The following is a 25,646-nucleotide window of genomic DNA, read 5'->3' on the forward strand; positions in this document are numbered from 1 at the left end:
TTTAGTGAATCGTTTCTCTGGCTACTTCTTCGAGCGTGGTCACTCCAGCCGCAGCCTTGATGAGACCGGAGCGGCGCAGCGTAATCATCCCGTGCTCGATCGCCTTCTTCTTCAATTCCGTTGCCGACGCGCCCACAAGAATGAGTTCGCGGATGTCGTCGTCGACTTCCATAACTTCATACAAGCCCGCACGGCCCTTATATCCGGTGTTATTGCAATTGCTGCAACCGTGGCCCTTGAATACGTTGACCTGCTTGGATTCCTCGGGCGTAAAGCCGGCCTCGATCAGTGCCTGCGTGGGCAGGTCGACCTTGTCCTTGCATTCGGCGCAGATTCGGCGAACCAGGCGCTGCGCGACAATGAGGTGAACCGATGTCGCCACCAGGAACGGCTCGATGCCCATGTTCATCAGCCGGCTTATCGTCTCCGGCGCGCCGTTGGTATGCAGCGTGGAAAGCACCAGGTGTCCGGTGAGCGCGGCCTTAATCGCGATTTCAGCGGTTTCAAAGTCGCGGATCTCGCCGACGAGAATGATGTTCGGGTCCTGTCGGAGGAACGATCGCAGCGCAGCCGCGAAGTTCAGGCCGATCTGCTCCTTCATTTGCACCTGGTTGACGCCGCCCAACTGGAATTCCACCGGGTCTTCGGCGGTCATGATGTTCGTGTCAGGTTTATTGAGTAGCGAGATCGCCGAGTAGAGCGTGTTCGTTTTGCCGGACCCCGTCGGACCCGTGACCAGCACCATGCCGTAAGGCTTCAGAATCGCGCGCTGGAATTTCTCGAGGGACTCGGGCTCAAAACCGAGTTTGGTCATGTCGAGGCGTAGATTCTCTTTGTCAAGCAAGCGGAGAACGACTTTTTCGCCCCACAGTGTCGGCAGGGTGCTGACGCGGTAGTCGAGTTGCTTGCGCTTGCCCCCGATGTGGACCTTCAGCATAATTCGGCCATCCTGCGGAAGGCGCTTTTCGCTGATGTCCAGCTTGGCCATGATCTTGACGCGCGAGGTGATGGCGTCCTTCAGCTTCATGGGCGGGGTGATGATCGTCGACAACATGCCATCGATGCGGAACCGGACGCGATACTCCTTCTCGTAGGGCTCCATGTGAATGTCGCTGGCGCCCTTTTTCACGGCCTCGGTCAGGATCTGGTTTACTAGTTTGACAATGGGGGCCTCGTCGGCGGCTCTCTCGAGGTCGGCGAGATCCATGTCGCCTTCCTCTTCCTGCAGTTCGACGTCCGCTTCGCCCTCGAGCGAGGCCATTACCTCTTCCAGCTTTTCCTCTTCAACGCTGTTGTAGGCTTTTTCGATGCCATCCATGATGGCGGTCTCGGAGGCCACCACGGGCTCGATGTTGAAACCCGTCATGAACTTGATATCGTCCATGGCGAAGACGTTGGTGGGATCGACCATGGCGATGGTGAGGGAAGCGCCGACGCGACTTAAAGGCAGGATCTGGTAGCGTTTTGCGGTTTCGAACGGGACAAGTTTGACGACGGCCTGATCGATTTCAAAATAGGAAAGGTTGATTGCAGGAACGCCATATTGCCGGGATAGAAAGTTGGTGACATCTTCTTCGGTCAGAAAACCGAGTTTCACAAGGGCCGATCCCAGACGGGACCCGTTGTCCCGTTGAGCCTTCAAGGCCTGTTCCAACTGCTGCTGGGAGATGACCTTCTCTTTAACCAGAAGATCACCTAGCCGTTGCGACATTTCCTGCTCCCTTGATGTTGAATCCGAATCCCCGCTGCGCGCCGAAAAGCTGCCAGAAGGTACAATTCTCCGGCTGCGCAAATCACCATGCGACAATGACTTACAGCAAATTCAGACACACGGGTGCGGGTGAGGCCCAGCGTATGTTCTGTGACATAAATTGTCAATCGAGAATAGTTTCCGAGTTAGTAACTAAAGAACTACAGACTCAGGTAAGGTGGACGGCGTAGAAAAAGTAGGTAATAGGCGGCCTGGCACGGTCGAAACTTGGATCAGAACCGACAAATCCGCTCCTATCTCGAGACTCTCAGGAAAGCCTGGGGGCCGCAACACTGGTGGCCAGCAGAGTCGCCGTTCGAGGTCATTGCCGGGGCGATCCTGACCCAGAACACGGCCTGGACCAATGTCGAGAGGGCACTCGGGAACCTGCGTGCCTCGCGGCTGCTGACCATCGAGGGAATTCGGAATATACCGTTGGCGGACCTGGAAAGACTGGTCCAACCCGCGGGATTCTTTCGGCAGAAGGCGGCGCGCCTGAAGGGCTTTGTAGTGTTCCTCGATGAACGGTATGGGGGAGCGCTGGAGCGGATGTTTGCGCAACCCACACACGAGTTTAGAGCCGAGTTGCTCGGCCTCAACGGCATTGGGCCGGAGACGGCGGACTCGATCCTGCTGTACGCAGGCCAGCACGAGGTCTTTGTCGTCGATGCGTATACGCGGCGGGTCTTCGAGCGGCATGGACTCGTTGAGGCGGATGCGAAATACGATGAGATTCGCGAGATGATCGAGCACGAGTTGCGAAGACATGTTCGCCCATCGGCTGCGGTCGGCAATGCTCGGTGCTCCCCCCCGGTGGAACCTGGGCCCGGTCCCGCGGAAGAAACACCAATACCGACCGTCCACCTGCCATCGAAGATGTCCGAAGCACCCCGGACTGAACTGGCACAGGACTACAACGAATTCCATGCGCTAATCGTGCAAGTGGGGAAGCACTACTGCCAGAGCCGCACGGCGAAGTGCGAGGAGTGCCCGTTGAGGGTGTACCTGAATGGCAAAACGAATAACAGGAGTCAAGAAGCGAATCGAAAACTCAAGACGTCCAGACGCAAGTAGAAGGTTCAGCCAGGTGTATTCTTGCGCCGTACCGTGAACCTGCGCCTGCAGATTTGTCATTTTCTCCTTTGCAGTTCTGCCGTTCGCTTATAATTTCCGCATCTCCCCCAAGATTTGGCGCGTCCACTCAGGTGTAAACGGCTTGCCTTCGGAGTCGCCAACCCGTAATGACCGACGCCCGCGGCGGGCTACCCTGGTTTTACTAGGGCTCGTGATCTTCATTCTCTTTGGGACGATCTTCTCGCAGGCAGCCTTCAATCTCACTTTTTTGAGGCCAGACACCAGTGAGCAAACGCTGGTGTTTGCGGCGCTGTCCGCGATCATTTTCCTGTTGCTGGTTGGGTTGAGCTTCGTCCTGGCGCGGAACCTGATCAAGCTTTACCTGGACCGCCAAAACGTGAAGCAGGGATCCAAGTTCCGCACCAAGATGGTGCTGGGTGCGCTGTTCCTGTCATTCGGGCCGGTCATTGCGATGTTCCTGTTCTCTTACGGGCTGATGAACCGGTCCATCGATAAGTGGTTCTCGCGTCCTGCGGAAGAGGTTCGCGCACACACCGAGAGTGTAACGAAGCTGCTGAGCGATTACGCCGGAAGCAACGCCCAGGCAGAAGCTGAGGCTATTGCGGCTTCGCCCGAAGCCGCACGCGCTTACAAGACCGGAAACTTCGGATCGATGCTGGAGGAGTTCCGCCGCCGTGAACTCACGTTGCAAGGCGGATTCGCGATCGCGCTGATTGACGATCGTGCGGAGGCAACTTACCAGGCTCCGGATTCATGGTATCTGCTGAAGGGCAAGCTACCGCTGGACGCGCTCGAGAATAAGAGCCCTCTGAATATTTCGATCGACGGCAAGGATTACATGCTGGCGGGAAGCCGCATCGGTGGAAATGGACGCGTGCTTGTGGCAATGCCCCTCCCCGCGAAGTACTCATCGACGCTGCGCGAACTCGAGCAGAGCGAGCACAAGTACGCAGCACTGCGCAGTGAACAGAAGCTGATTCGGCAAACCTACCTCCTGGTGTTGCTGCTGCTGACGGTCATCGTGCTGTTTGCGGCAACGTGGTTTGCGCTCTACCTTTCGAAGATGGTCATCCGGCCGGTATCGGCGCTGGAAGAGGCGACTCAGAAGATCAGTTCAGGGAAACTCGATTACCGGGTTGAGGTCGCGGCCGGCGATGAACTGGCGGAACTAGTTGCTAGTTTCAACCGGATGGCAGCGGAACTGGAGTCGAACCGAACACAAATCGAGGCGAGTTCTCATGAACTCGAAGACCGGCGCCGCTACATGGAAACCATTCTTGAGAGTATTCCCACGGGCGTGGTCTCGCTCGATCCCGGCGGCAACATCACGCACGTGAATACGGCCTTCCGCCGTATGTTTCACCTGGAGAACGGCGATCCGATACGGAAAGACCTTCTACGTGAGCGTCTTGGTATGGAAGCGGCGCTGGACCTGCGGAGGCTGCTGCGTAAGGCCGACCGCATGGGAACGACACAGACACAGCTCGAAATCCCCAACGGCGCAACCAGCATGAAAGTCGGCATCACGGTTGCGTCGATGAACCTTCGCGTGACGGGGCACGAATCGCGGCTCGGTTACGTCGTGGTGTTTGAAGACCTGTCGGAGCTGTTGCAGGCACAACGGCAGGCAGCGTGGCGGGAGGTCGCGCGACGCATCGCACACGAAATCAAGAATCCACTCACGCCTATTCAACTCTCCGCCGAACGCATTCGCCGCCACCTGGATCGCGGCACGCCGGACGATCAATCGCTAGCGGTGATTCATGGGTGCGCGGAGACAATCGCGGGCGCCGTAGAAACGGTTCGCAAGCTGGTGGATGAGTTCTCTACCCTGGCGCGCTTCCCGCAATCGAAGCCGCAACCATCCGACCTTAACGCAATCGTGGAATCGGCGCTGGGAATGTTCGACGGCCGCCTAAACAATTTGCGTGTGCAGAAGGTGTTGTCCGGCGATCTGCCGCCTGTGATGGCTGACCCGGAGGCGATCAAGCGTGTGGTCGCTAACCTGGTCGACAACGCCGCGGAAGCGATGCAGGACTCCATGCTTCGCGAACTGACGATTTCGACCTCGTTGCTCGGCGGCCGCGAAGCCGTCGAGTTGGTCATTGCCGATACCGGACAGGGGCTCACGCCAGAGATCAAAGAACGCCTGTTCCTTCCCTACTTCTCCACAAAGAGCCGCGGCACCGGCCTCGGACTCTCTATCGTTGCGCGAATAATCGAGGATCACCATGGCAGCATCCGGGCGGAAGAGAACAAACCGGTGGGGGCTCGATTCATCGTCGAATTGCCAATCGCAGCGGAAGCAGAACGAACCGTCCTTCCGAATGATGTGATTCGGGAAGCCGGAGACTGATCCCTCAAATCCCAACGAATTCAGGGGACAGCTGTCTATGCGGTTACTGGTTGACGAGAAGGGTCTCGTGAGTGATGTCCTGCTCGTTCGCTCGCTGGAACCGAACCTGAATTACAACGGCGCTGTAGCGGTCCGCAGTTGGCGTTTTCAACCGGCAACTTTTCAGGGGAAACTCATTCCTGCCGCTTTACACGTCGAAGTCAATTTTCGCCTGTACTGATCCGCAGCGAAGCCAGCCCGCAGCATGGGTGTCCAAAAAGCCACACTTCCTGTTAAATTAGACACATCCATGTATCACATTCTGGTGGTTGATGACGAGATCGGCATTCGCCAGTCACTGAGCGGCGTACTTGAAGACGACGGTTACAAGGCCTCCGCCGCCGAGAGCGCTGAAGAATGCCTGGAACTTCTGCGTAAAACCCACTACGACGTGGTGTTACTCGACATCTGGCTGCCCGGGATCGACGGGCTCGAGGCGCTGGAGAAGATCAAGGACTTCGACGATCCGCCCGAGGTGGTCATGATCTCCGGCCACGGGTCAATCGAGTCTGCCGTGCGTGCTACCAAACTGGGCGCCTACGATTTTCTCGAAAAGCCCCTGTCGATCGACAAGACATTAATCGTCGTAAAGAACGCCGCCGAGGCTCGCCGCCTGCGTTCCGAGAACAATGAACTAAAGCGCCAGATGCTCTCGAAGAGCGTAATCGTCGGCGACAGCGTCCCCATGAAAGCCCTGCGCCAGCAGATCGGCCTGATGGCGCCAACCAACGCGCGTGTGCTCATCTATGGCGAGTCAGGCACCGGCAAAGAACTCGTGGCGCGGGCCATCCACGCGCAGAGCTTGCGCAAGGATGAAATGTTCGTCGAGGTAAACTGTGCCGCCATCCCCGAGGACCTGATCGAGAGTGAACTGTTTGGCCACCGTCGGGGCGCTTTTCCCGGGGCCAACAGCGACAAGGATGGAAAATTCCAGAAAGGTGACGGCGGCTCACTGTTCCTCGACGAAGTGGGCGACATGAGTTTGAAGACGCAGTCGAAGGTGCTGCGTACCCTGGACGAGGGGCGATTCATTCCGGTTGGGCTGGAAGAACCGATCACGGTTGATGCCCGAGTAATTGCAGCGACGAACAAAGACCTGGAAGACGAGATTTCAAAGGGCAATTTCCGCGAAGATCTTTTTTATCGTCTGAACGTAGTTCCCTTCTTTGTGCCGGCGTTACGGGAGCGCAAGGAAGACATCCCTCAACTGGTGCGCTATTTCCTGAAGGACATTTCAGCGGCGTACAGCAGGCGAGGCAAAGAGATCACCGACGACGCCGTGGACACGCTGATGCGCTACTCGTGGCCAGGCAATGTGCGCGAGCTTCGCAACGTCATCGAGCGCGTGGTCATCATGAACCCAACCGTGCACAAGATCGACCGCAAGCACCTGCCGCCGCTGGTCTATCGCGACGGCTCGCGACGGGCGCTGGGCGAGTTCTCGACGCTGCACCAGGCGAGAGCGGCGTATGAACGCGATTACATTCTGAAAAAACTCGACGAGAACCACGGCAACGTCAGTCGGACGGCAGAGGTACTGGGACTCGAACGAAGCCACATGTATCGGAAGATGAAAGCCTTGGGGATTGCGGTGAAGGAGTGACGCTGAGTAGAAACTCTGGAGCCGATGATTCTGTACTTGGTATTGGTACTCGGTGCTCGGTACTCGGCCCGCGTTACTTGGTAGTATTTCTCGTTAGTCCTTCCAACTGCCTCCGCCAATCCATTGTCTCTTCGACTGCCCTCGCCGATCCGCGCCAGCCTTCGCGCACTTTGACAAACAGTTCGAGAAAGACTTTCTTGGCCAGGAATCTTTCGATCTCCAGGCGGGCGCGGGTACCTATGTGCTTGAGCATGGCGCCCTGTTTGCCGATGATGATGCCCTTCTGACCCTCGCGCTCGACGCAGATGGCGGCGGCAATCTTCACCAGCTTCGGCGTGTCTTCAAATTGTTCGACGATGACTCCGGTTGCGTAGGGAACTTCCTCCTTCGTATTGATCAGTATTTGCTCGCGAATAAGTTCAGCGACAACGAAGCGCTCGGGTTGATCGGTGACCTGTTCTTCCGAAAAATACTTCGGCCCTTCTGGGAGCGCGTTCACGACTGAGGTCAGCAGGGCGTCGAGGCCCTGCTTCTTTTCCGCAGAAATTGGAATCACCTCATCGAAACTGTGCAATTTCGAATACTGCTCGATCATCGGCAGCAGCTTGCCTTTCTCGATCAGGTCGATTTTGTTCAGGACGAGGAATGTTTTCGTGTTCGTGCGCTTCACCAGTTCGAGAACGAATTCGTCGCCGGTGCCGAATCTCTGCGAGACATCGATCATCAGGAGCAGAAGATCGCAGCCGACCAGCGCGTCCTCCACTTCCTTCATCATGCGCTTGTTCAGGGCGTCGGTTGGCTTGTGAACGCCGGGAGTATCGACGAAAACGATCTGACCCGGCTGACGTCTTCCCTGTTTTTTCACGTTGACGATGCCGGTGATGCGGTTACGCGTCGTTTGCGGCTTATGCGTGACGATGGCAAGTTTTTCGCCAACGACGGCATTGAGCAGCGTCGACTTGCCCGCGTTAGGGCGACCGATGATGGAGACGAAGCCGGATCGAAAGGACATAAGAGGCGTTTTCCCACATTTCTTAAAGACGGTAGATATGGGGCGCGGAGACTCCAAGAAAGATATTATCGCGTCTCGTGCTGGCCTGGGGGATTTGGCGGCTGATGCACAGCTTCCGGGTCTGTAACCGAGATGCGGATGCGCTCGACGCGTCTCTGCGTCGACTGGAGGACTTCGAAACGCAGGCCCTCGATTTCGACTACTTCGCCCGGCGAGGGGATGTGTCCGGCGAACTCGGTAACAAGACCGCCAACCGTCGTCGCCTCCCAATCACCGCGGCGCACGCCAAAGAGTTTATCCAGCCGATCCACATCCACCCTGCCATTTACGATGTAAGACTGATCCTTTTCGCGCACTACGTCGCGCGCTTCGTCCTCGTCGCGCAGTTCGCCAACAATTTCTTCGACCAGGTCCTCAATCGTGACCAGGCCCGCCACTCCGCCGTATTCGTCTATAACGACGGCCATGCGGACGTTCTCGCGCTGCATCTCGCGGAGCAATTCGCCGCCGCGCTTGGTTTCCGGAACGAAGTGCACCTCGCGAGACATCAGTTCACCGACGCGGCGGGTGTGGGCCTCGGTATCGGGCACCTGCAATACATCATGGGAAAAAATGATACCGACGATGTTGTCGATGGAGTTTTCGTATACGGGAATCCGGCTGTAGCCGTGGTCGCGCAAAAGGTCGGTGAATTCCGCAATGGTAGTTTCGGCCGGCACGGCGATGATATTCGGACGCGGTGTCATCACCTCTCGCACCATCTTGTCGCCGAACTCAATGACGGAGTGGATAAGGTCTCGATCGCTCTCTTCGATGATGCCCTCGTCCTGACCAGCCTCGATAAGAGCATCGACGGCTTCGGACGGATGCTCGGGCTGCTCATCGGCATGCTCGCGGGTGAGCGAGACTACCGATTGCAGAAAGCCGAGAACCAGGGTCAGCGGCATGCAAAGGTAGATCAGCACCATGAGCAACGGGACAAATTTCCCGAGCCACTGGCCACGCGTACGTGCGAAAAGAACGTAGGGGATGAATCGCTGGAAGATCAGGATGACAACGATCATCAGCACGGCGGTTTCGCCGAGTTCAGGCAGTTGCCAGCGGCCGTAGGTGCGTTCGATGCCGTAGGCAACGAGCAATGTCTGGGCGGTGATCGTAATCTGTTCGAGCACCGCCATCGACAGCGATGCGCGCTGGCGGCTGACTTTCAGGCGGGGTTCAGTATGCTGCTCGAAGTACTCGATGTTCTCCTGGAACTCGCGCGAGAGGAACTTGCCGGCCTCGGTGTAGATGCGAGAGGTGTACGCCACCAGCATTAGAACGAAGAGCAGAACGATGAAAATGCCAATGATCGCGCCTGTCATTTCCGTTCGCCTCTCCTCGGGCTGTACGTCCCAGTTCCATTCACGCGTTCGATCAACCCCAGGGGCAATTGCAACTGCCGTCGCAGGCGTGCTTCTTTACGCGCCATCTCGCCGTTGTCAGTCTCGTGATCGAAGCCGGCGAGGTGAAGTATCCCGTGAAGAACGAGAATTTTCAATTCGGTGAGCGTTCCGTGGCCGAGTTCCCGGCCGTTAGCGCGGGCAATATCGGCGGAGATCGCAATGTCTCCGGCGATGCCGCCGGCCTCGGACGGGAAGGAAATTACGTCGGTTGGCTTGTTCTTGTTGCGGAACTCGCGGTTGAGCTTCCGTATCTCGCGATTTCCCGTCACCAGCACCGTGAGTTCGCCGCGCAGCTTTGCAGCCCTTTGTGCTTGCGCAGCAAAGCGCGTGAGGGCGGTGGCGCTAACGTCTTTCACAGGTTTTCTCAGGATGACCAATTTCGTATTCATAAGCAAAAGGAGGGCAACCGATACGGCCACCCTCCCTCGCCTTGAGTTCCTATTCTATTCCCGCGCCCGGTTCTCCTGCGAGACTTGGGGCGGAGTCACGTCGGGAGCGAGTGCCGGTTCGGGCTTGACATTGCCGTTGCTATTCACAATTGGCCGCGACTCGGGTTCGCCGAGGCTGAGCGACATCTGCTGTTCACGCGTGATCTTGAACTCGTCGTAGGCGCGAATGATGCGCTGTACCAGGTGATGGCGCACGACGTCGCCTTCGTCGAAGGTCTGGAATGAGATGCCCTCGACGTTCGCCAGCACCTTCATCGCTTCGAGCAGACCACTCTTGGAGGCGTTCGGCAGGTCAATCTGCGTAATATCGCCGGTAATTACTGCCTTGGAGTTGAAGCCGAGGCGCGTGACGAACATCTTCATCTGCTCGCTCGTCGTATTCTGCGCTTCGTCGAGAATGACGAAGGCGTCATTCAAAGTGCGTCCGCGCATGAACGCGATCGGCGCGATTTCGATGATGTTCTTTTCGAGATAGCGATCGACCTTCTCCGGTTCGAGCATGTCGTACAAAGCGTCGTACAACGGGCGGAGATAGGGATCGACCTTCTCCTGCAACGTGCCGGGCAGGAAACCAAGCCGCTCGCCGGCTTCAACCGCTGGACGCGCCAGGATGATGCGATTCACGCGCTTGTTCAGCAGCGCGGAGATGGCCATCGCGACCGCAAGGTACGTCTTGCCTGTACCGGCGGGTCCAATCCCAAAAACCATGTCGTTCTTCTCGATGGCTTCGAGATAACGACGCTGGTTGATGCTCTTCGGCTGCACCGGGCGCTTTCCGAACGAGCGCTGCTTGCCGGCCTCCACCAGGCCGCGCAGAGTCGTCGTCGCGTCAGATATTACGACGCGTAGCAACGAGCCCAGATCGCCATTGGTGAACTGGTGTCCGTTGCGCTGCAGGTGTTCGAAGTCGGCGAAGACCTGTTCGGCGCGCGCCACGTCGGCCGCTGAGCCGCAGATTTCCACGGAATCTGCCCTCAGGTCGATGGTGACCTGAAAGCCGGTTTCCATCAGATGCAGGTTTTCGTCACGGGTACCAAACAGGGTCTCGATATTTGGGCTGATCTCGATATTCTTCTTCATTCAGAGTTGGGCGTCACCCCTTTGCGCCCCCTGGGCGCGTGGACTTTCCCCGGAGTTCCTCTGGTCCGGAGACGAAATTAAGTTGGCAGCACGATTGGTACGGCGGGTCGGAGTCGAACGGATTGTGAGAGTTCGTCGCGTCGAACGCTCCCATCGAGGCTGAGAGTAGCCCGATTTTCGGAACGGAGTCAACTGAAAGCGAAACCAAATCCTGAACTGGCCCCCAACTGAGTACCCCGCCCCGATTACGGCCCGGGGAATTCCCGGGTACTCCAGTTGTTTAGATGGCAAAACCGGCAACAAGGAAGCGAAAAAGCAGAGAAGCCGTTCCATTGCCAGAACTCTCATCTTTCCAGTAGAATAGATGTTTCGGCACTACTCCAGAGATCTTCTCTAGAAGGACAGAACCTCAGTTATGGCTAATCATTTCTCGGCGCTGAAGCGCGCCCGGCAGACGGAAAAGAAAACCACGGTGAACCGTGCCAGCAGCTCCCGCCTGCGCACTCAGCTGCGCAAGCTCCGTACCGCACTGACCTCGAGCGACCAGTCGCAGACACAGACTGTCTACCGCGAAACCGTTTCTCTCATCGACCAGAGCGTCAAGAAGGGCGTCATTCACAAGAACACCGGGTCGCGCTATAAATCCCGTCTTGCCGCGCGCGTGAAGGCGGCTGCAACCGCGAAGTAAAATCGAGTTCCCGATTTCTCCAACGACAGGTCTCGCGGCCTGTCGTTTTGCTTTCGGAGTCAATTCGGAGTAGGATTTGCGAATTTTCCGAGTCGTTCGCCCGGTCGCCGCACCACCGAGAAACGAGCGCTCGAATTCGACCAGCAATTGTCACGTCTTGTAATTTTAGGCATCTTGGATCCGCTGTTCGGAATCGTCTTAGCTACAATCACCGTTCTTGAAAGGGGACTCGCCATGCATCGACCCCGGCTCATTACCTTGCTGGTTGTTGCTATGCTTACTACCGCTGCACTCGGACAGACAAGACGTCCGCCCTCTGGTAATCCCGGTGGCTCCAATCCCGGGAACGCTCCCAACAATCCGACCAGACCCACGATGGACATCCCCGGCATGTCTACGACGCCACGCGTGGTTCGGTTGGAGGTGCAGCTCACAAGCGATGGTGCGCGGCCCCTCCCGGTGCAGGCCCTTGTGCAGGTCAGCGAAATGAGTGGTGGGATAGTCCAGGAGAACTACACCGACATGGATGGAAGGGTGACCATGTCCATTCCGCCTGGCAATAGCTACGAGATCCGGGTGAGCGGCCCGGGGATTGAAACCACGCAGCAGGAATTCGAACTCTTTCAAGGGGAAAGCTTCCATCACCAGCCGGTCACGGTGAAACTGACCGCTGACGCGAAAGCCAATTTGCCGGGCGGGATGGTTTCTGCCTCTATGCTGAATGTGCCCGTGAAGGCCCGTCGCGAGTACGACAAAGGTATGCAGTTGATGCAGAAGCAGAAGTGGGCCGATGCAAAGAAACACATGGAGAAAGCGACCCAGGAGTATCCGAATTTTGATTGGGCATTCAACAACATTGGTGTGATCGACATGCGCCTCAACGACGTGCCCGGTGCACGCCAGGCATTTACGCGTGCAGTCGCCCTCAACCATAAGAACGCGGACGCCGAGCGGAATCTCGCCCGTCTCAAACTCCAGGACAACGACTATGAGGGCGCCAAGACTTTGCTGAAGGAATCCCTGGCTGTAAAACCCGATGATCCGAACGCGTTAGGGCTCCTGTCCTTCGCCGAACTGAAAACGAACGAACCCGATCAGGCACTCGCAGATGCGGAAAAGGTGCACCGCGACGGGCATGACACCTTTCCACTGGCGCATTTGGTCGCTGGGACTGTTCTGGAGTCTAAGGGCAATCTGCCCGGGGCGCGGAAAGAGTACGAAAGTTATCTGAAGGAAGCACCAGATACTCCGCAAGCGAAGGCGGCGAAGGATGGACTGGCGCGAATCGAGGCGCAGGCGAAGAAGTGAGAATTCCTGGGGCAGAATGCAGGGAATTAGATGCTACACTGGCAATTCTTCCTGTCGCCAACCCACCTCGGCCGCTTTCGGTTCGCGGCAAAGGTCCAACACCAGGTTTTCCAGCACCATCCGTTTGCTCGGCGGATTCGAGCGCAATCCCAAGTCGGCCTTCGCTATGAGGCGTATGGCACGCGTCAGCTCGCGGCGAGATTTATAGCGGCGTGCCTGACGGATCACGTCTTCGGCGGCAAAGGGTGGCACCCGGAATCCCTGCCACAGAACCTGCCACAGCGCGCGCGAGTCACGAACGTTGCGTTCACTGATAACGAGCATCTGGCGGAAGGTTTTGGCCAGCATGTAGAGGTGCCCGATCGCGGCGTCTTCGCCGTCGCTGGTGGAGAGCACGGCGTCAAGTACTTCGAGAGCGCGCGTTCGGTTCTTGGCGCTGATCGCGTCGGTTAATTCGTAGAGCGTACGCTGCTTTGCCGCGAGCACCATGGTTTCGACATCGCCCAAGGTGATGCGCTTCTTTTCGCCAACATACAGGATCAGCTTCTCCAATTCATTGGAGATCATCATCATGTCGCCGCCGAGCGAATCCACCATTTCGTGGGCCGCATCGGGATCAACCTTCACACCATCGGCGGAAGCGGATTCCGTAATCCAGCGTGTCGCCTCGCCCTCGTCCACGCGAGCGAACTCGATGACCTGGCAGTGCTCCCCAAGAGTCTCGCGGATGCGCTCGTAGCGATCCTTGTCCTGCAATTCCATGCGACGGAGGTCCGCGGGAATGCTGATATGGTCGGCGATAAAGACGATGAGCGCATCGGGATTGGGGCGCTCGAAGTATGCCTCAATGGCGGCGAACTCCGCGTCGTGCTTGCCACGGCCGTACAGGGCTTTAACGCCGCGAATGAAGAAAACCTGGAAGGGCGCCATCAGCGATGGGGTTCGTGCGCGATCGAGGATCTCCGTGATCTCCGTCTGGTCGAGATCGAACTCGTAGAAGCTGAACTCGCGCATTCCGGCGGGGATAAGGTGAGCGAGGACGGCGTCCCGGCAGCGCTTGCGAAAAAAAGCTTCATCTCCCAGGAACACGTACCCGGCCGCCAATTTCCGCTTTTCCACCGCGTCGACGAACTTGTCGGTTGACGCAAATGCCCGCACTTCGTGTCCTTTTGTGTCCTTCGTAGTCAGGTTCTAGTACATCTCCAGCACATTCGAAACCAGCGTGCGCGCGAAATCCTTGGCAAGGCGCTGTTCCGCAGGGCCCTGCTCCTCGAAGAACGACGACAATTCGCGCGAGACCTGGTACTGCTCGCGATACGTGTAATTCGAGTTTTCGTAGAGAATTCGACCGTCTTTCGCGGTCAGAACCACCCTCATGTTCACTGTAACCAGACCCGATGATGCCCGTCCGGTATTCGAGTCGTAGGTCAGCGGCGCCAGTTGCGTTCCGGTGACCCATCCCCGTAAAACCGCGTCCGCACCGTTTGGATCGCTGACAATGCGGTAATGTGTGCGCGTGTTGAATTCGCGAACCACGGCTTCGGTAAGGATGGTCTCGATCCTGTATGTCTGCGTTTGATTCACGAATGCCGGAATCGCGAGCGTTTTGACGTAGGTTGGGATTTTTACCGCTTTACCCGCCGTGTGGTACCCGCAACTGGAAGTAACGATCGCGATCGAAATCAGTATTGTACTCGCAACCACGAACCCGTATTTTGTGCTTCCAATTCGTCGGTTCACCCGATCACCCGATCTACAGTTGCCTATTGCACTTGCCCGCGGGGACGAGTCGCGACCATCTCTTCCGCGCAGTTGACCGCCATAGTCGCAAGCACGCGAAGGTTATCGGCCGCGGCCCACAGCCAGAAACCGGTATCGCGCTGCACGTCGGGACGCACGGAAACGAGAATGTCCTCCGCACCGGCAACATTCACGTTGCTGGGCTCCTCGTCTTGCGAATGCGTGATCTGGACGTGCTCGCCGCTCAGCGCCGCCTGCAACTCGTTCTGATCGAACCGCGACGCGAGGTCAATGTATATGGAAAACGTATGCGCATGAAAGACCGGTGCGTGCAACAGCATCAAGGATGGCAACGGCAGTTTCCCGTTTGTGATGCGCGAGTAGTGGTTCAGTATGCGCAGCTCGGTCGCACGCATGGACGGCTTGATGTTCTCGCCGTAACCGCTGCCGAGATTGAACGCCACCTGTGTTCCAAACACGTTCATCGGCATCTGCTGAAAGGAGAGCAGGTTTACGGTCTGATCGTGCAGCTCGTCCATACCGCGCTTGCCATACTCTGACGCGGGCTCGCAGACAGTCGCAATGATGCTGCGAATCTCGCGCACCTTCTGCACGCGCGCGAATAATACCGCCAGCACGGCGGCGGCCGGATGTGCGACGACCACCGGCGCAGTCTCTAATTCGACCTTTTGCCGAACTCCAAGTTCACGTTCTACCAGAGGCGCACGCAGGATCGCACCATTCTCCCCGTCTAACGCATAACTGAGATCGATGATTTCACTGCCGGCATCGCGCGCCAGCCGCCACGTCTTCGCCGTGTAAGCCTCATCTGAGCAACAAAAGGTAAAGTCTATGTCTTCGAGGTGCTCCGGTGTCACCTGCTGGATGAAGGTCGGCTCGTCTCCGACCGCCTCGACTTGTCCCAGCGATTCCTCGTCGTCGAGGAGTTTTACGTCATCGGATGGGAAACTGCGCTCCGAAAGTACGTCCTTCACTTCTTTGCCCTTGAGCGACGCGGCGCCCACCACTGCGACGTGGAAAAGGCCGCTCCAAGACTCTCCGGATTTTCCGGTGCGTGTCATTCGATCAAATTGCCTCGTTCTCAGCCTAACAGATGATTCCCTGGCCAGCACCGTGAACTACGATTCTACGCGTGCGGCGATTCCGCGGGCGCGTTGGGCTGTCCGCCGCGGCGAACTTCAAAGGCAAGGCGCGCAATGATGCCGGAAAACAGGTAAAGCAACGCCAGGGCAATCAGAACATAGCGCGACCACACCCATATGAGCGCAATCAACAGCCCAATGACAATAATCAGCCGGAAAGGATGGCGGCTGCGGAAATCGATGCTCTTCGCGCTCCAGAACCGCCATGTGCTTACCTCCAGAAACCCAAGCATGAAGACAAACGTCATCCATACAGGAGCCAGCCACCAGACCGTAATTGGCGACCCCAGAGCGAAATGAACCGTTGCGGCAATGCATCCTGCGCCGGCCGGAATTGGCATCCCGACAAAATATTTCCGGCCCGGACGCCCTGGGTTCTTTGGCTGAGGGTTCAGGGTGATGTTGAACCGCGCCAGTCGCGATGCGCCGGCAGCGAGGAAAAGGAAGCAAATGAGCGCCCCAAACTGCAGCAGGTTATGACGAAGGTCGGGGTTGAGATCAAACGGCAGCTGATGGAATCCCCAGAAGTAGGCGAGAGCCGCCGGCGCTACACCAAAAGTGACTACATCGGCGAGCGAATCCAATTCTTTGCCGAAATCACTGGAAGTATTCGTCAGCCGCGCAATAGTGCCATCCAAGCCGTCAAAGAGAACCGCAAAACCAATCGCGATTGCGGCGAAATTAAAGTGCTGTGGTTCGGCGACGTTTCCCTGTACCGCCTGCAAGATTGCATAAAAACCTGCGCCCAGGTTCCCCATGGTAAAGGCCGAGGGCAGCAGGTACATCCCTTTGCGGTGTCGGCGCGGCTTCTGGTCGGTGGCACGACGATTGAGGGCCCCGTTCATCAATATCTCTCCGGTGTCGTTGCGTGGGGCGCTGGAACACTGCCGCCCGCCACAGGTAGCACTGCCAGCACACTCGAACCACCCTTAACGTGATCTCCAATCTTTACCGAAACCTGTGCCTCGGCGGAAAACAGAACATCGCAGCGTGAGCCGAACTTGATCATGCCAACCCGCTGCCCGCGAGCCACGCGGTCCCCAACCTTGTAGTTGAAGACGATGCGGCGGGCGATCAGGCCGGCAATCTGCTTGAAGACGACTACCTCGCCGTTGTCCCCGATCACCGTGCAGATGCTCTGCTCGTTTAACTCCGCCGAATCCGGCCCCATCGCATTTCGATATTGGCCGTGCTTATAGGCAAAATCCGTAATCACTCCGCCGATGGGCGAGCGATTCACGTGGACATTAAATACGTTCAGGAAAATGCTGATGCGGGTTCGGGACTGACCATTCAGTTGAATCGTCGAAACGTCAGTTACTTTGCCGTCTGCGCAGGAGACGATCGCCCCCGGGCCGACCGGAATCATCCGCTCAGGATCGCGGAAGAACCAGAGGCAGAAAATCCCCAGGAGCACTGGGATAAATGCCAGAGGCCAAGCCACCCAGCCCACAACGACAGCAGCAGCCAGACAGCCGAGCGCGTAGAAGTAGCCGTCTCGAACCATGGATTGCTCAGATTATATCGAACGCTAGAGCCAGACACCTGAATTCCTGACGGTGCGGCGTACTGACCCGGAAATCAAACGCCCCGGCGGCAATTCCGGGGCGATTGTACTCGAAATCGGTTATTTTCAGTTACATCCGCAAGGGTTCCGCAGGCACAGACCTGCTCCTTGCAGGGGCGCAAATGCCTCTTCCAAGCCCGATTAGGCTACGGCCGTCGTTCGACGAGCTTGCTGTTCCAGGTGCTCCATCTGGTCTTTCAATCTAAGTTTCAGCTTTTTAAGTCGGATCTCTTCGAGCTTTTCGTCTTCGGAGAGGTACTTCTTGGAGGTGAGGGAATCAAGACGCTGGGCGTACTGTGCATGTTCCTGGACCAACTGGCGAAATTCATCGCTCGTGGCCAGGAGATGGTCGCGTACTGGAGTAACCATCCAGTTGACCTCCTAGGTCGCAATTGTGAAAAAGAAATTACACCCCCGGCAGAGGTGGGTCAACCCCTTTCGCGAGCAGCCGTAACAAGATTCTTCTTGTAGAGAATTGCATCCTCGGATGGGTTGTGATAGTACCCCGGACGCAAGCCGACCTGCTGGAATCCCCAGTTCTCATAAAGACACCGCGCAGCATGGTTTGAGACGCGAACTTCGAGGTAGACACTCTCCGCCGCAGCTTTGCGTAATTCGCCGAGCAACGTCGCCAGTAGGTGAGCAGCATATCGTTTTCGGCGCGACGGAATGGAAACCGCAATATTCTCCAACTCCCATTCGCGGGCTATCTCCGCCGCAACCGCAAAACCCATCACTTCTCCGCTCTCCTCAAGAACCAGCACAACTCGTATGGGAGGTGACTCGGTCAGGGCCCGTTCATACTGGCTGACAGTCCAGTGACCGGCCGAGTCGGACTCATGGGAAATCGCGATCAAGCGCGGAATGTCACGGACCGTAGCTCGGCGGATCCTCACAGAAACAAGTTAGAAGGTGGACGACATAACTTCAACTTAGAACCCAAAAATCTTCGCGGGTCAACCCGCATTAAAAACACGAGCAGAGGGGAGCGGGATGAAACTCAAGTTCGTTGGCTTTTTGGAATCCGCGCGAATCCGCGGTCAGCTTTTGTTCTCAATGCCCAGCTTCGGCGCCGAGAATAACTCAGCGTCGGAGCGACGGATGTAGTTCGCATCCAGGGTCTCGATCGAGACTATCTCACCCGCAAAGTACTTGCACAAACCGAACTGCGCGTACAGATCGGCCTTGGGCCTGGAAATGTGTTCTGCAGGTAGACCTGCCCGCTGGATGCTTTCTTCAACCGTGAAATCCGGCGTGTAAGTGACTGGAACCGGGTGTCGTGCATTCAGCCACTTGAGGAAATCGGGGACGGGAGTGAGCGCCTCATTGAGGTTCTTGATTGAGTTCGGATTCGCGCCTTCGTATTCGCCAACGTAGACCTCGTTCCGCTGTGCATCGAGCGCTGCAAAAACAATGCCCTGCCTCTTAGCCGTAAATGCAATTGCTTCCAGAACGCTGATCGCAACCACCGGAACTTGCATGACATCGGAAAGTGCCTTGACGGTACTGATGCCGACACGCAGCCCGGTGAACGATCCCGGCCCCGAAGCGACTACCAGCAATCCGATTTCGGACTTCCGTTTGCCGGTTTTCGCGAGAGCGTGTGACAGAGTGGGGATCAACTGCGCGGAGTACGTTCCGCCGGCGATTGGCGCAAGGTGGAGCACCTCGAACGAGCACTTGTCGCCTTCCGCCAGCGCGAGGCTTCCTTCCCGTCCCGAAGTGTCGATGGCGCAGATGAGCATAGGGTGCAAGATCCAAGGCACAAGGTCCAAGAAAAGGCGCTGTTTCTTGCACCTTATAGCTTGTGCCTTGCACCTCCTATTTCCCGTTGAACTTCCCAATGATCTCGTCGATCAGCGTATACGGATCGCGCTTGTGTTCGGCGACATCGGCCGCATAGCGCTGCGCGTCATCATCTGACAGCTGCTGCCGTAACACCCGTTCCAGCAATTCGTCGCGGAGCATGGCAATCAACCGGTTGCGCCAGTTCTCCATCCGGCGCTTTCGGCCCAGTTCAGTGCTGTCGAGAAACTTCTCGTATATATCGATCGCCTTCGCCAGTTCCGGCACGCCGGTTCCATCGCTTGCAATTGTCTTTACCACGGGAGGGGTCCAGTTGTCGCTACGTGGGTGCGCCAGCGACTGCATGGCACGGATCTCGCGCTCTACCCGGTCGGCTCCATCACGGTCGGCCTTGTTGATCACGAAAATGTCTGCAATCTCCATGATGCCGGCTTTGATCGACTGCACATCGTCACCCATGCCGGGCACGAGAATGACCATGGTGACATCGGCAAGCCGCACGATATCGATCTCGTCCTGGCCGACGCCCACGGTTTCGATCATCACGAGGTCGCGGCCGCTGGCATCAAGAACAGTTGCAATGTCGGCAGTCGTATGCGACAGGCCACCCAGAGCACCGCGTGTTGCCATGCTGCGAATGAAGATTCCCGGATCGGCATGATGCGACGACATGCGAATGCGGTCACCGAGAATAGCACCACCAGAGAAAGGACTGGTCGGATCGACGGCGACGATGCCAACCGTTTTACCCTGCTTGCGGTACTCTCGTGCCAGCGCGTCTACCAGCGTGCTTTTACCTGCCCCCGGCGAGCCCGTAACGCCCAGAACACGCGCACGGCCACTATGCTCGAACAAACCCTTCAGCAGATCGTGCGAACACTCATCGCGATTCTCTACGGCGGTTATGGCGCGCGCCAGGGCACGCGGATTTCCAGCACGTATCTGCTCAATCCAGGATTGCATAGCGGAGTTCACGATTGTCCTGAAAACTCTTCAGTGTAGCAGCCGAGGCGAGGACGGCAAATCTTTAGATGTCCCGCGCCCCGTGAGGCTCATCCTCGGATTTCCAAACAAAGGAACCCAGGATCCACCGGTTCCGCAGCGAGCTCAGCGCCTCAGCGTTGATCTCTATTCAGGTGCGAGTACTTCTGCGCGCGCTCCAGCAGCATCGTTCTTTCACGTTCGTTGCGCGCGAGGGACGCAGCGCGTTCGATTTCACCGCGGCCTTCCTCTATCCGTCCCAGCTTCACCAGGAAGTCGCCGCGAACGGCCGGCAGAAGATGATATTTCTGCAACGCCGGCTCGGACGCCAATTTATCGACGACGTCCAGACCCGCTTGCGGGCCGAATGCCATTCCTACAGCGACTGCGCGGTTCAACTCAATTACCGGAGAGGGCACAATTTGTGCAAGGTCTTCATAGAGACTCGCGATTTGCTTCCAATCAGTCTCGTCGGCGCTGCGAGCTCGTGCATGGCAAGCCGCAATCGCCGCCTGCAGCGCATAAGGACCACGCTGGCCGCCAAGGTCTTCAGCTCGCTGCAGCGCAGACAATCCGCGACGTATCAGAAGCTGATCCCATTGCGCGCGGTTCTGGTCTCCAAGCAAAATCGGCTCGCCGTTTGGCCCGGTGCGTGCCCGCGCCCTTGAAGCCTGGATTTCCATGAGAGCAACCAAACCATGCACTTCGGACTCCCGCGGCTCCAACTGGGCCAGCAGCCGCCCAATGCGCATCGCCTCTTCGCATAATGCAGGTCGCATCCAGTCGTCACCCGCGGTCGCCGCATAGCCCTCGTTGAAGATCAAGTAAATCACTTCAAGAACCGAATCCAACCGCTCGACGAGATCCCTTCCGCGGGGAACTTCAAATGGAATTTTCTTCTCGGAAATTGTCCGCTTCGCTCGAACAATGCGTTGCGCAATCGTGGTTTCGGGCGCGAGGAAGGCGCGGGCAATTTCGTCGGTGGTCAGGCCGCCTAGCATGCGCAAGGTCAGCGCGACTCGAGCCTCCGGGGAGAGCGCGGGATGGCAGGCGGTGAAGAAAAGCCGCAGGATATCGTCGCCGATGTCGTCATCCATCGCAGCCTCAATTTCGAGCGCAGCCCTCTCTTGCCGCTCTTCCAACTCACGGCCGATCTCTACATGCTTTTGCTCTGTGCGGGTTTGGCGGCGAAAAAGATCGATCGCGCGATTCTTTCCGGCTTGCATCAGCCATGCGCCAGGATTATCCGGGATTCCCGTCTTTGGCCATTGTTGCAGCGCCGCCACCAGGGCATCCTGTGCCAGATCCTCAGCAACCGCCACGTCGCGAACCATGCGCGCCAGTCCGGCGATCAGTTTTGGAGCTTCCATCTTCCAGACGGCATCAATCGCGCGATGGACATCAGTAGTCATCTGCTACTGATCACACCAAATTTGCGGGGCGATGGCAAATCATGCCCCACCCTCAGCCCTGGTAATCGGCTATTAGGGTGGGGTAGTCCGCCCTCAGGATGCCAACGCTTCTTTCGCCTGCTCCATGCACTCACCGGCTTCATGGAGTTGTCGAATCTCGCATTCGCCGTCTCCGGCAAGGCTCAGGAAGTGTTTCGTCAACTCGATCGCCTCCTCGCGTGAGTTAGCTTTCAGAATGGCGAAGCCACCTACCAGTTCCCTCGCCTCGGTGAACGGTCCGTCGGTCGCAGTAATCTTTCCATTCGTGCGACGAACGCGTGCGCCCAGTGCGCTCGGCAGACACCCCTCGGTGGCGATCAGCCAGCCCTCACGGAATCCCTGCTCTGCCAGTTTGCCCATGGTTGCCATCTCCTCCGCCGTGGGCGGAGTATTGCTTTCCACATGTTTGTAGATACTCAGGAACCGCATGACTACTCTCCTATCGAATCTAAGATGTTCTTCGTTATCGGGACTCGTAGTTCTTTCTTACTTCTTGCCGTATCCGGTGTTTCCGTTCGACTTCTTCCGGTGGCAGGTTTTTTGCGAATTCTTCGGTTTCGAAGACCCGGCGAATTTCCACTTCTGCTCCGCCATCGAATGGAGCTTTCTTCAGCCACTCCACCGCTTCTTCCATGGAGCGTACCTGCCACAGCCAGAAGCCGGCGACCAGTTCCTTGGCCTCCGCGAACGGCCCGTCGAGGACTGTCCGCTTCGGACCCTCAAACCGTACCCGCTTGCCTTTCGACGATGCCTGCAGCCCCTCCATCGCCAACAACACCCCGGCCTTCAATAGTTGCTCGTTGAATTTGCCCATCTCGGTCAGAATCTTCGCGTCAGGCAAAATCCCTGCCTCCGATTCCTTGCTCGCCTTCACCATCACCATGACTCGCATCTTCTCTCTCCTTGGTTCGCAGATTTGATCTCTATTTTCAGCCTGACCTCGCTCGGCTTTCATTAGGACGTCGAACGACGGGGGCGCGAATCGACAGCCAAAAAGAAAAATAGACGCCTGACAGAGGACTCTGCGTAACCGCTTGAATCGCATTCGGATAGCAGAAGAAAGCTGGAAATCAGTTCAAAGAAGCAGCGCCGTCTTCCGGAGCAGTCGCCAGCGGCTGCTGGATTTAGACGCCCTCATCGATTTCAACAATGCCACTAGCAACACGAGTGGGACCAGATTCAGGCCAAACCCCCAGGGAGAGCTCTTGCTAAAACTGACAGTGAAGCGACTTCCAAGGAACATCTCGTAACCAAAATACATTCCACCACTGTTCGATTGAGGAGCACCCATGCCGATCATGAGCGTAAGTCCGGCAGTAAAGCGATAGAGCAGTAGGGGGGAAGAGATCCAGGGAATTTGTACTGCCAATGCACCGATCAGAGGGCCAGTGCAAGCTGGATCATCCACGAATATCAAACCACTGACCGTCACGTATGCGTAAAGCAAGAGAAAAACGATGCTTCCGCGACATGCAGCACGCTTGGACCAGACTCAAAGAAAGGCAATATAAGAACAAACCCCAGGAATCCGCCACCGACGGTGAGAGTCACCAAAGTCAAACGGAGCCAAGCCTTCACTCTGAAGCATCCTCCGTGCCGGAGAGCATTCAATTCGGATAAGATCGTCGCGGCACTGGACTGTAACATACATGAAGGTTTTTCTCATCGACGGGACCTACGAACTCTTTCGGCATTACTTCGCCCTCCCCTCAAGTACTGACGTTAGGGGCCAAGAGATTGCCGCCACCCGCGGCGTGCTCACCTCGGTGCTGTCGCTCATCGAGAGCGGTGCCACCCATATTGGCGTCGCGACGGATCATGTGGTCGAGTCCTTCCGCAACGAACTCTATGACGGATACAAGACCAGCGAGGGCGTCCCGGAAGAACTGCTCTCACAATTTCCGATTGTCGAGGAGATGCTGACCGCCATGGGGGTAAGGGTCTGGCCGGAAACTTACTTCGAAGCCGACGACGCTCTGGCCGCTGCCGCCGTTAAAGCAGCACAGGATCCACGCGTGGAACAGGTTCTCATCTGCACACCCGACAAAGATCTCGCCCAGTGTGTCTCCGGAACGCGCATCGTCCAACTTGATCGTCGCCGCAATATCCTGCGTGATGAAGCGGGTGTCCTCGAAAAGTTCGGGGTGAAACCCGCATCTATCCCCGACTATTTGGCAGTTGTCGGTGACACCGCCGACGGCTACCCCGGCCTGCGCGGCTGGGGCGAAAAGGCCGCGGGAGCAGTTTTTTCACACTACCCTCACCTGGAAGATGTCCCTAAAGACTGGCAGAAGTGGAATCCGGTGATCCGCAAAGCCCGACCGCTTTCGGAAACACTGCTCAGCAACTGGGACGACGCACTGCTCTTTCGTACATTGGCGACATTGCGATTCGACGTGCCCGTATTCGATTCCATTGACGAGGTTCGGTGGAAGGGGCCGGGCAGAGACTTCGAGGCATGCTGTCGCAAGCTAAATGCAAATGCTCTGCTGGAGAAAGCGGTGAGGCTTGCGAGGGCAGCATTATGAAAGTAGTCGCAGCTTTGATCGCAGCCATGGCCACTTTCCTGGCGACGCTTGTGCTGATACCCGGCGCCCTCATCATTCCCGCGTCAGCCCACGCCGAACCTGGAACGACGGTTGGGTGGGATCCCATCTCATTCTTTCACCACATGGGATGGATGGTGCTGATGGCTGCTGCGGCCATTTCGATACTTATATTCTTTCTTGTCTATCGACACCTTTCGCAGGACGTGCGTGAGACCTAGCTTCAATCGGCGGATTCGATTTCGCTTTCGTCCTCGTACAATCAAACGATGGAAGATCTCAACAACCGTGTAGCCCTCGTCACCGGAGCCAGCCGTGGTATCGGCGCAGGAATAGCTATTGCCCTGACCCGCGCCGGCGTTCACGTCGCCGTGAACTATCGCGAGCGCGCCGATGCCGCGAAAGCCGTCTGCGCCGAAATCAAGAGTTTGGGGCGGAAGGCACTTGCCATCCAGGCGGACGTATCTCGCACAGAAGACGTGAACCGCATGGTTGCCGCAGTTGAGGCAAATCTCGGCCCCATCGACATCCTCGTGAACAACGCCGGAATCGCCATTCCGCGCAAATTGGAAGAGATCACCGAGGCGGAATGGGATCTCATCCTCACCGTCAACCTGAAATCTGTATTCCTCGTGACACAAGCTGTAATCGGTGGCATGCGCAGCCGAAAGTGGGGCCGGATTATCAATCTCTCATCGGTCGCCGCGCAGACCGGCGGTGCCGTGGGGCCCCATTACGCGGCGTCGAAGGCCGGAATTATCGGCCTGACCCACTCCTGCGCGAAGGCGTACGTGCGCGACGGGATCACCGTGAATGCCATTGCACCGGCCCTGATCGAAACCGACATGGTGACCAGCAACCTGAACGCAAAACCCGACCTGATTCCCATGGGGCACTTCGGCACGGTCGATGACGTCGCCTCGATTGCAGTGATGCTCGCGAGCAACGGCTACATCACTGGACAAATGATCTCCGTGAATGGCGGATGGTATATGTCGTAAGGTGGCGGTTCAGTCTCTGCCCCGAAACTGGATGATTTTCCGGCGTTCTTTCTTCGTCGGCCGGCGTTCCGGCGATGGCGCGAATTCCGCATTCGCCCTACGCAACTCGGCTGCTTTCAACCGAGCTTCGTGTCCCGCTTCGGTTTCCTTGTAGAGCCGCTGTGCAATTGCCGCGGGACCGCGGATTTCGCTGAGTTGCAGAACATCCAGTTCAAACTCTCCGCTCTCGGTTGTCACGCGCAACCGGTCGCCCACACGGACCTCGCGCGCGGGCTTGGCCTCGTGCCCATTCGAGAATACGCGGCCGAGTTCGCACGCCCGCTTCGCCAGCGCCCTCGTTTTGAAAAATCGCGCAGCCCATAGCCAGATGTCCATGCGCAGACCGGTCATCTGGTCATCTTACCGGATCAATGCGCAGGTCTCACTTACTCCCGAACGTCCCGTTGAACGCGTTCGAACTCCGATATTAACGCGCGGCTTACTTCCGGCGAGGATCGCTCTCCACGAGCAACACGGCTTACGTACGAACGGTCGACCTTCAGCCGGGACGCCACCCGGCTGTAGAG

Annotated in this window: 27 protein-coding genes; 9 read left to right on the top strand and 18 right to left on the bottom strand. The window is 57.4% G+C overall.

The annotated features are described in order from the left end of the window. Position 1: 1 nt before the first annotated feature. Positions 2–1,711 (bottom strand): type IV-A pilus assembly ATPase PilB, encoded by a 1,710-nt coding sequence (pilB, locus tag ROO76_13830; GenBank protein ID MDT8069241.1) that lies wholly within the window; start codon positions 1,709–1,711, stop codon positions 2–4. Between the two features lie 267 nt (positions 1,712–1,978). On the opposite strand from pilB, the gene ROO76_13835 reads away from it, so the two are divergent. The 4 genes from ROO76_13835 to ROO76_13850 all read left to right on the top strand — a co-directional run bounded on the left by ROO76_13835 (position 1,979) and on the right by ROO76_13850 (position 6,843). Then, positions 1,979–2,824, top strand: a complete 846-nt coding sequence (locus ROO76_13835; GenBank protein MDT8069242.1) for a hypothetical protein — start codon at positions 1,979–1,981, stop codon at positions 2,822–2,824. A gap of 211 nt (positions 2,825–3,035) precedes the next feature. Continuing rightward, on the top strand, positions 3,036–5,201 hold the full coding sequence (locus ROO76_13840) for an ATP-binding protein (GenBank protein ID MDT8069243.1): 2,166 nt from the start codon (positions 3,036–3,038) through the stop codon (positions 5,199–5,201). Between the two features lie 37 nt (positions 5,202–5,238). After that, entirely contained in the window at positions 5,239–5,421 is a 183-nt protein-coding gene (locus tag ROO76_13845; GenBank protein ID MDT8069244.1) for an energy transducer TonB, read from the top strand. 69 nt (positions 5,422–5,490) lie between these two features. Further along, complete coding sequence (locus ROO76_13850; GenBank protein MDT8069245.1) at positions 5,491–6,843, top strand: sigma-54 dependent transcriptional regulator; 1,353 nt, start codon at positions 5,491–5,493, stop codon at positions 6,841–6,843. Positions 6,844–6,916: 73 nt separating this feature from the next. Here ROO76_13850 and era read toward each other — a convergent pair whose 3' ends face one another. From era to ROO76_13870, 4 genes are all read right to left on the bottom strand, one after another. Beyond that, positions 6,917–7,855, bottom strand: a complete 939-nt coding sequence (era, locus tag ROO76_13855; GenBank protein MDT8069246.1) for a GTPase Era — start codon at positions 7,853–7,855, stop codon at positions 6,917–6,919. 65 nt (positions 7,856–7,920) lie between these two features. Further along, a complete protein-coding gene (locus ROO76_13860; protein ID MDT8069247.1) occupies positions 7,921–9,219 on the bottom strand; it encodes a hemolysin family protein in 1,299 nt (432 codons plus the stop codon). Continuing rightward, positions 9,216–9,656, bottom strand: coding sequence for an rRNA maturation RNase YbeY (gene ybeY / locus ROO76_13865; GenBank protein ID MDT8069248.1), 441 nt, complete (start codon positions 9,654–9,656; stop codon positions 9,216–9,218). The genes ROO76_13860 and ybeY overlap by 4 nt, the downstream gene beginning before the upstream one ends. Before the next feature lie 87 nt (positions 9,657–9,743). After that, positions 9,744–10,829 (bottom strand): PhoH family protein, encoded by a 1,086-nt coding sequence (locus ROO76_13870; protein MDT8069249.1) that lies wholly within the window; start codon positions 10,827–10,829, stop codon positions 9,744–9,746. Positions 10,830–11,244: 415 nt separating this feature from the next. Between ROO76_13870 and rpsT the strand changes: the two genes are divergently transcribed. Further along, a complete protein-coding gene (rpsT, locus tag ROO76_13875) occupies positions 11,245–11,517 on the top strand; it encodes a 30S ribosomal protein S20 (GenBank protein MDT8069250.1) in 273 nt (90 codons plus the stop codon). A 234-nt stretch (positions 11,518–11,751) separates the two neighbouring features. Continuing rightward, a complete protein-coding gene (locus tag ROO76_13880) occupies positions 11,752–12,825 on the top strand; it encodes a tetratricopeptide repeat protein (GenBank protein ID MDT8069251.1) in 1,074 nt (357 codons plus the stop codon). Between the two features lie 33 nt (positions 12,826–12,858). Here the strand turns inward: ROO76_13880 and holA are convergent, their stop codons facing one another. The 12 genes from holA to ROO76_13940 form a co-directional block, all read right to left on the bottom strand. After that, positions 12,859–13,983 (bottom strand): DNA polymerase III subunit delta, encoded by a 1,125-nt coding sequence (holA, locus tag ROO76_13885; protein ID MDT8069252.1) that lies wholly within the window; start codon positions 13,981–13,983, stop codon positions 12,859–12,861. A gap of 33 nt (positions 13,984–14,016) precedes the next feature. Further along, complete coding sequence (gene lptE / locus ROO76_13890) at positions 14,017–14,565, bottom strand: LPS assembly lipoprotein LptE (protein MDT8069253.1); 549 nt, start codon at positions 14,563–14,565, stop codon at positions 14,017–14,019. A 23-nt stretch (positions 14,566–14,588) separates the two neighbouring features. After that, positions 14,589–15,647 (bottom strand): Asd/ArgC dimerization domain-containing protein, encoded by a 1,059-nt coding sequence (locus ROO76_13895; protein ID MDT8069254.1) that lies wholly within the window; start codon positions 15,645–15,647, stop codon positions 14,589–14,591. Between the two features lie 65 nt (positions 15,648–15,712). Beyond that, complete coding sequence (gene pssA / locus ROO76_13900) at positions 15,713–16,573, bottom strand: CDP-diacylglycerol--serine O-phosphatidyltransferase (protein MDT8069255.1); 861 nt, start codon at positions 16,571–16,573, stop codon at positions 15,713–15,715. Continuing rightward, a complete protein-coding gene (locus ROO76_13905; GenBank protein ID MDT8069256.1) occupies positions 16,573–17,235 on the bottom strand; it encodes a phosphatidylserine decarboxylase in 663 nt (220 codons plus the stop codon). The genes pssA and ROO76_13905 overlap by 1 nt, the downstream gene beginning before the upstream one ends. 201 nt (positions 17,236–17,436) lie before the next feature. Then, positions 17,437–17,664 carry a DUF465 domain-containing protein gene (locus tag ROO76_13910; GenBank protein ID MDT8069257.1) on the bottom strand — a complete coding sequence of 76 codons (228 nt, stop codon included), beginning with the start codon at positions 17,662–17,664 and terminating at the stop codon, positions 17,437–17,439. Between the two features lie 59 nt (positions 17,665–17,723). After that, positions 17,724–18,152: a ribosomal protein S18-alanine N-acetyltransferase gene (rimI, locus tag ROO76_13915; GenBank protein ID MDT8069258.1), complete on the bottom strand. Its 429-nt coding sequence runs from the start codon at positions 18,150–18,152 to the stop codon at positions 17,724–17,726. A gap of 183 nt (positions 18,153–18,335) precedes the next feature. Beyond that, positions 18,336–19,040, bottom strand: a complete 705-nt coding sequence (gene tsaB, locus ROO76_13920) for a tRNA (adenosine(37)-N6)-threonylcarbamoyltransferase complex dimerization subunit type 1 TsaB (protein MDT8069259.1) — start codon at positions 19,038–19,040, stop codon at positions 18,336–18,338. A gap of 76 nt (positions 19,041–19,116) precedes the next feature. Then, the gene (meaB, locus tag ROO76_13925) at positions 19,117–20,064 is read right to left on the bottom strand and encodes a methylmalonyl Co-A mutase-associated GTPase MeaB (GenBank protein MDT8069260.1); all 948 of its coding nucleotides are present in this window, start codon (positions 20,062–20,064) and stop codon (positions 19,117–19,119) included. A 152-nt stretch (positions 20,065–20,216) separates the two neighbouring features. After that, complete coding sequence (locus tag ROO76_13930; GenBank protein MDT8069261.1) at positions 20,217–21,494, bottom strand: RNA polymerase sigma factor; 1,278 nt, start codon at positions 21,492–21,494, stop codon at positions 20,217–20,219. A 93-nt stretch (positions 21,495–21,587) separates the two neighbouring features. Then, positions 21,588–21,962: a YciI family protein gene (locus ROO76_13935; protein MDT8069262.1), complete on the bottom strand. Its 375-nt coding sequence runs from the start codon at positions 21,960–21,962 to the stop codon at positions 21,588–21,590. Positions 21,963–21,996: 34 nt separating this feature from the next. After that, positions 21,997–22,425 carry a YciI family protein gene (locus ROO76_13940; GenBank protein MDT8069263.1) on the bottom strand — a complete coding sequence of 143 codons (429 nt, stop codon included), beginning with the start codon at positions 22,423–22,425 and terminating at the stop codon, positions 21,997–21,999. A 757-nt stretch (positions 22,426–23,182) separates the two neighbouring features. Here ROO76_13940 and ROO76_13945 point away from each other — a divergent pair. From ROO76_13945 to ROO76_13955, 3 genes are read left to right on the top strand one after another with little or no spacing between them, the layout of a single operon-like run. After that, entirely contained in the window at positions 23,183–24,061 is an 879-nt protein-coding gene (locus tag ROO76_13945; GenBank protein ID MDT8069264.1) for a 5'-3' exonuclease H3TH domain-containing protein, read from the top strand. Continuing rightward, a complete protein-coding gene (locus ROO76_13950) occupies positions 24,058–24,300 on the top strand; it encodes a hypothetical protein (protein MDT8069265.1) in 243 nt (80 codons plus the stop codon). The genes ROO76_13945 and ROO76_13950 overlap by 4 nt, the downstream gene beginning before the upstream one ends. A 48-nt stretch (positions 24,301–24,348) precedes the next feature. Continuing rightward, complete coding sequence (locus ROO76_13955; protein ID MDT8069266.1) at positions 24,349–25,080, top strand: 3-oxoacyl-ACP reductase family protein; 732 nt, start codon at positions 24,349–24,351, stop codon at positions 25,078–25,080. Between the two features lie 9 nt (positions 25,081–25,089). On the opposite strand, the gene ROO76_13960 is transcribed toward ROO76_13955, so the two are convergent. After that, the gene (locus tag ROO76_13960) at positions 25,090–25,470 is read right to left on the bottom strand and encodes a S4 domain-containing protein (protein ID MDT8069267.1); all 381 of its coding nucleotides are present in this window, start codon (positions 25,468–25,470) and stop codon (positions 25,090–25,092) included. Between the last annotated feature and the right edge of the window lie 176 nt (positions 25,471–25,646).

The organism is Terriglobia bacterium (genome assembly GCA_032252755.1).
Lineage (GTDB): Bacteria > Acidobacteriota > Terriglobia > Terriglobales > Acidobacteriaceae > JAVUPY01.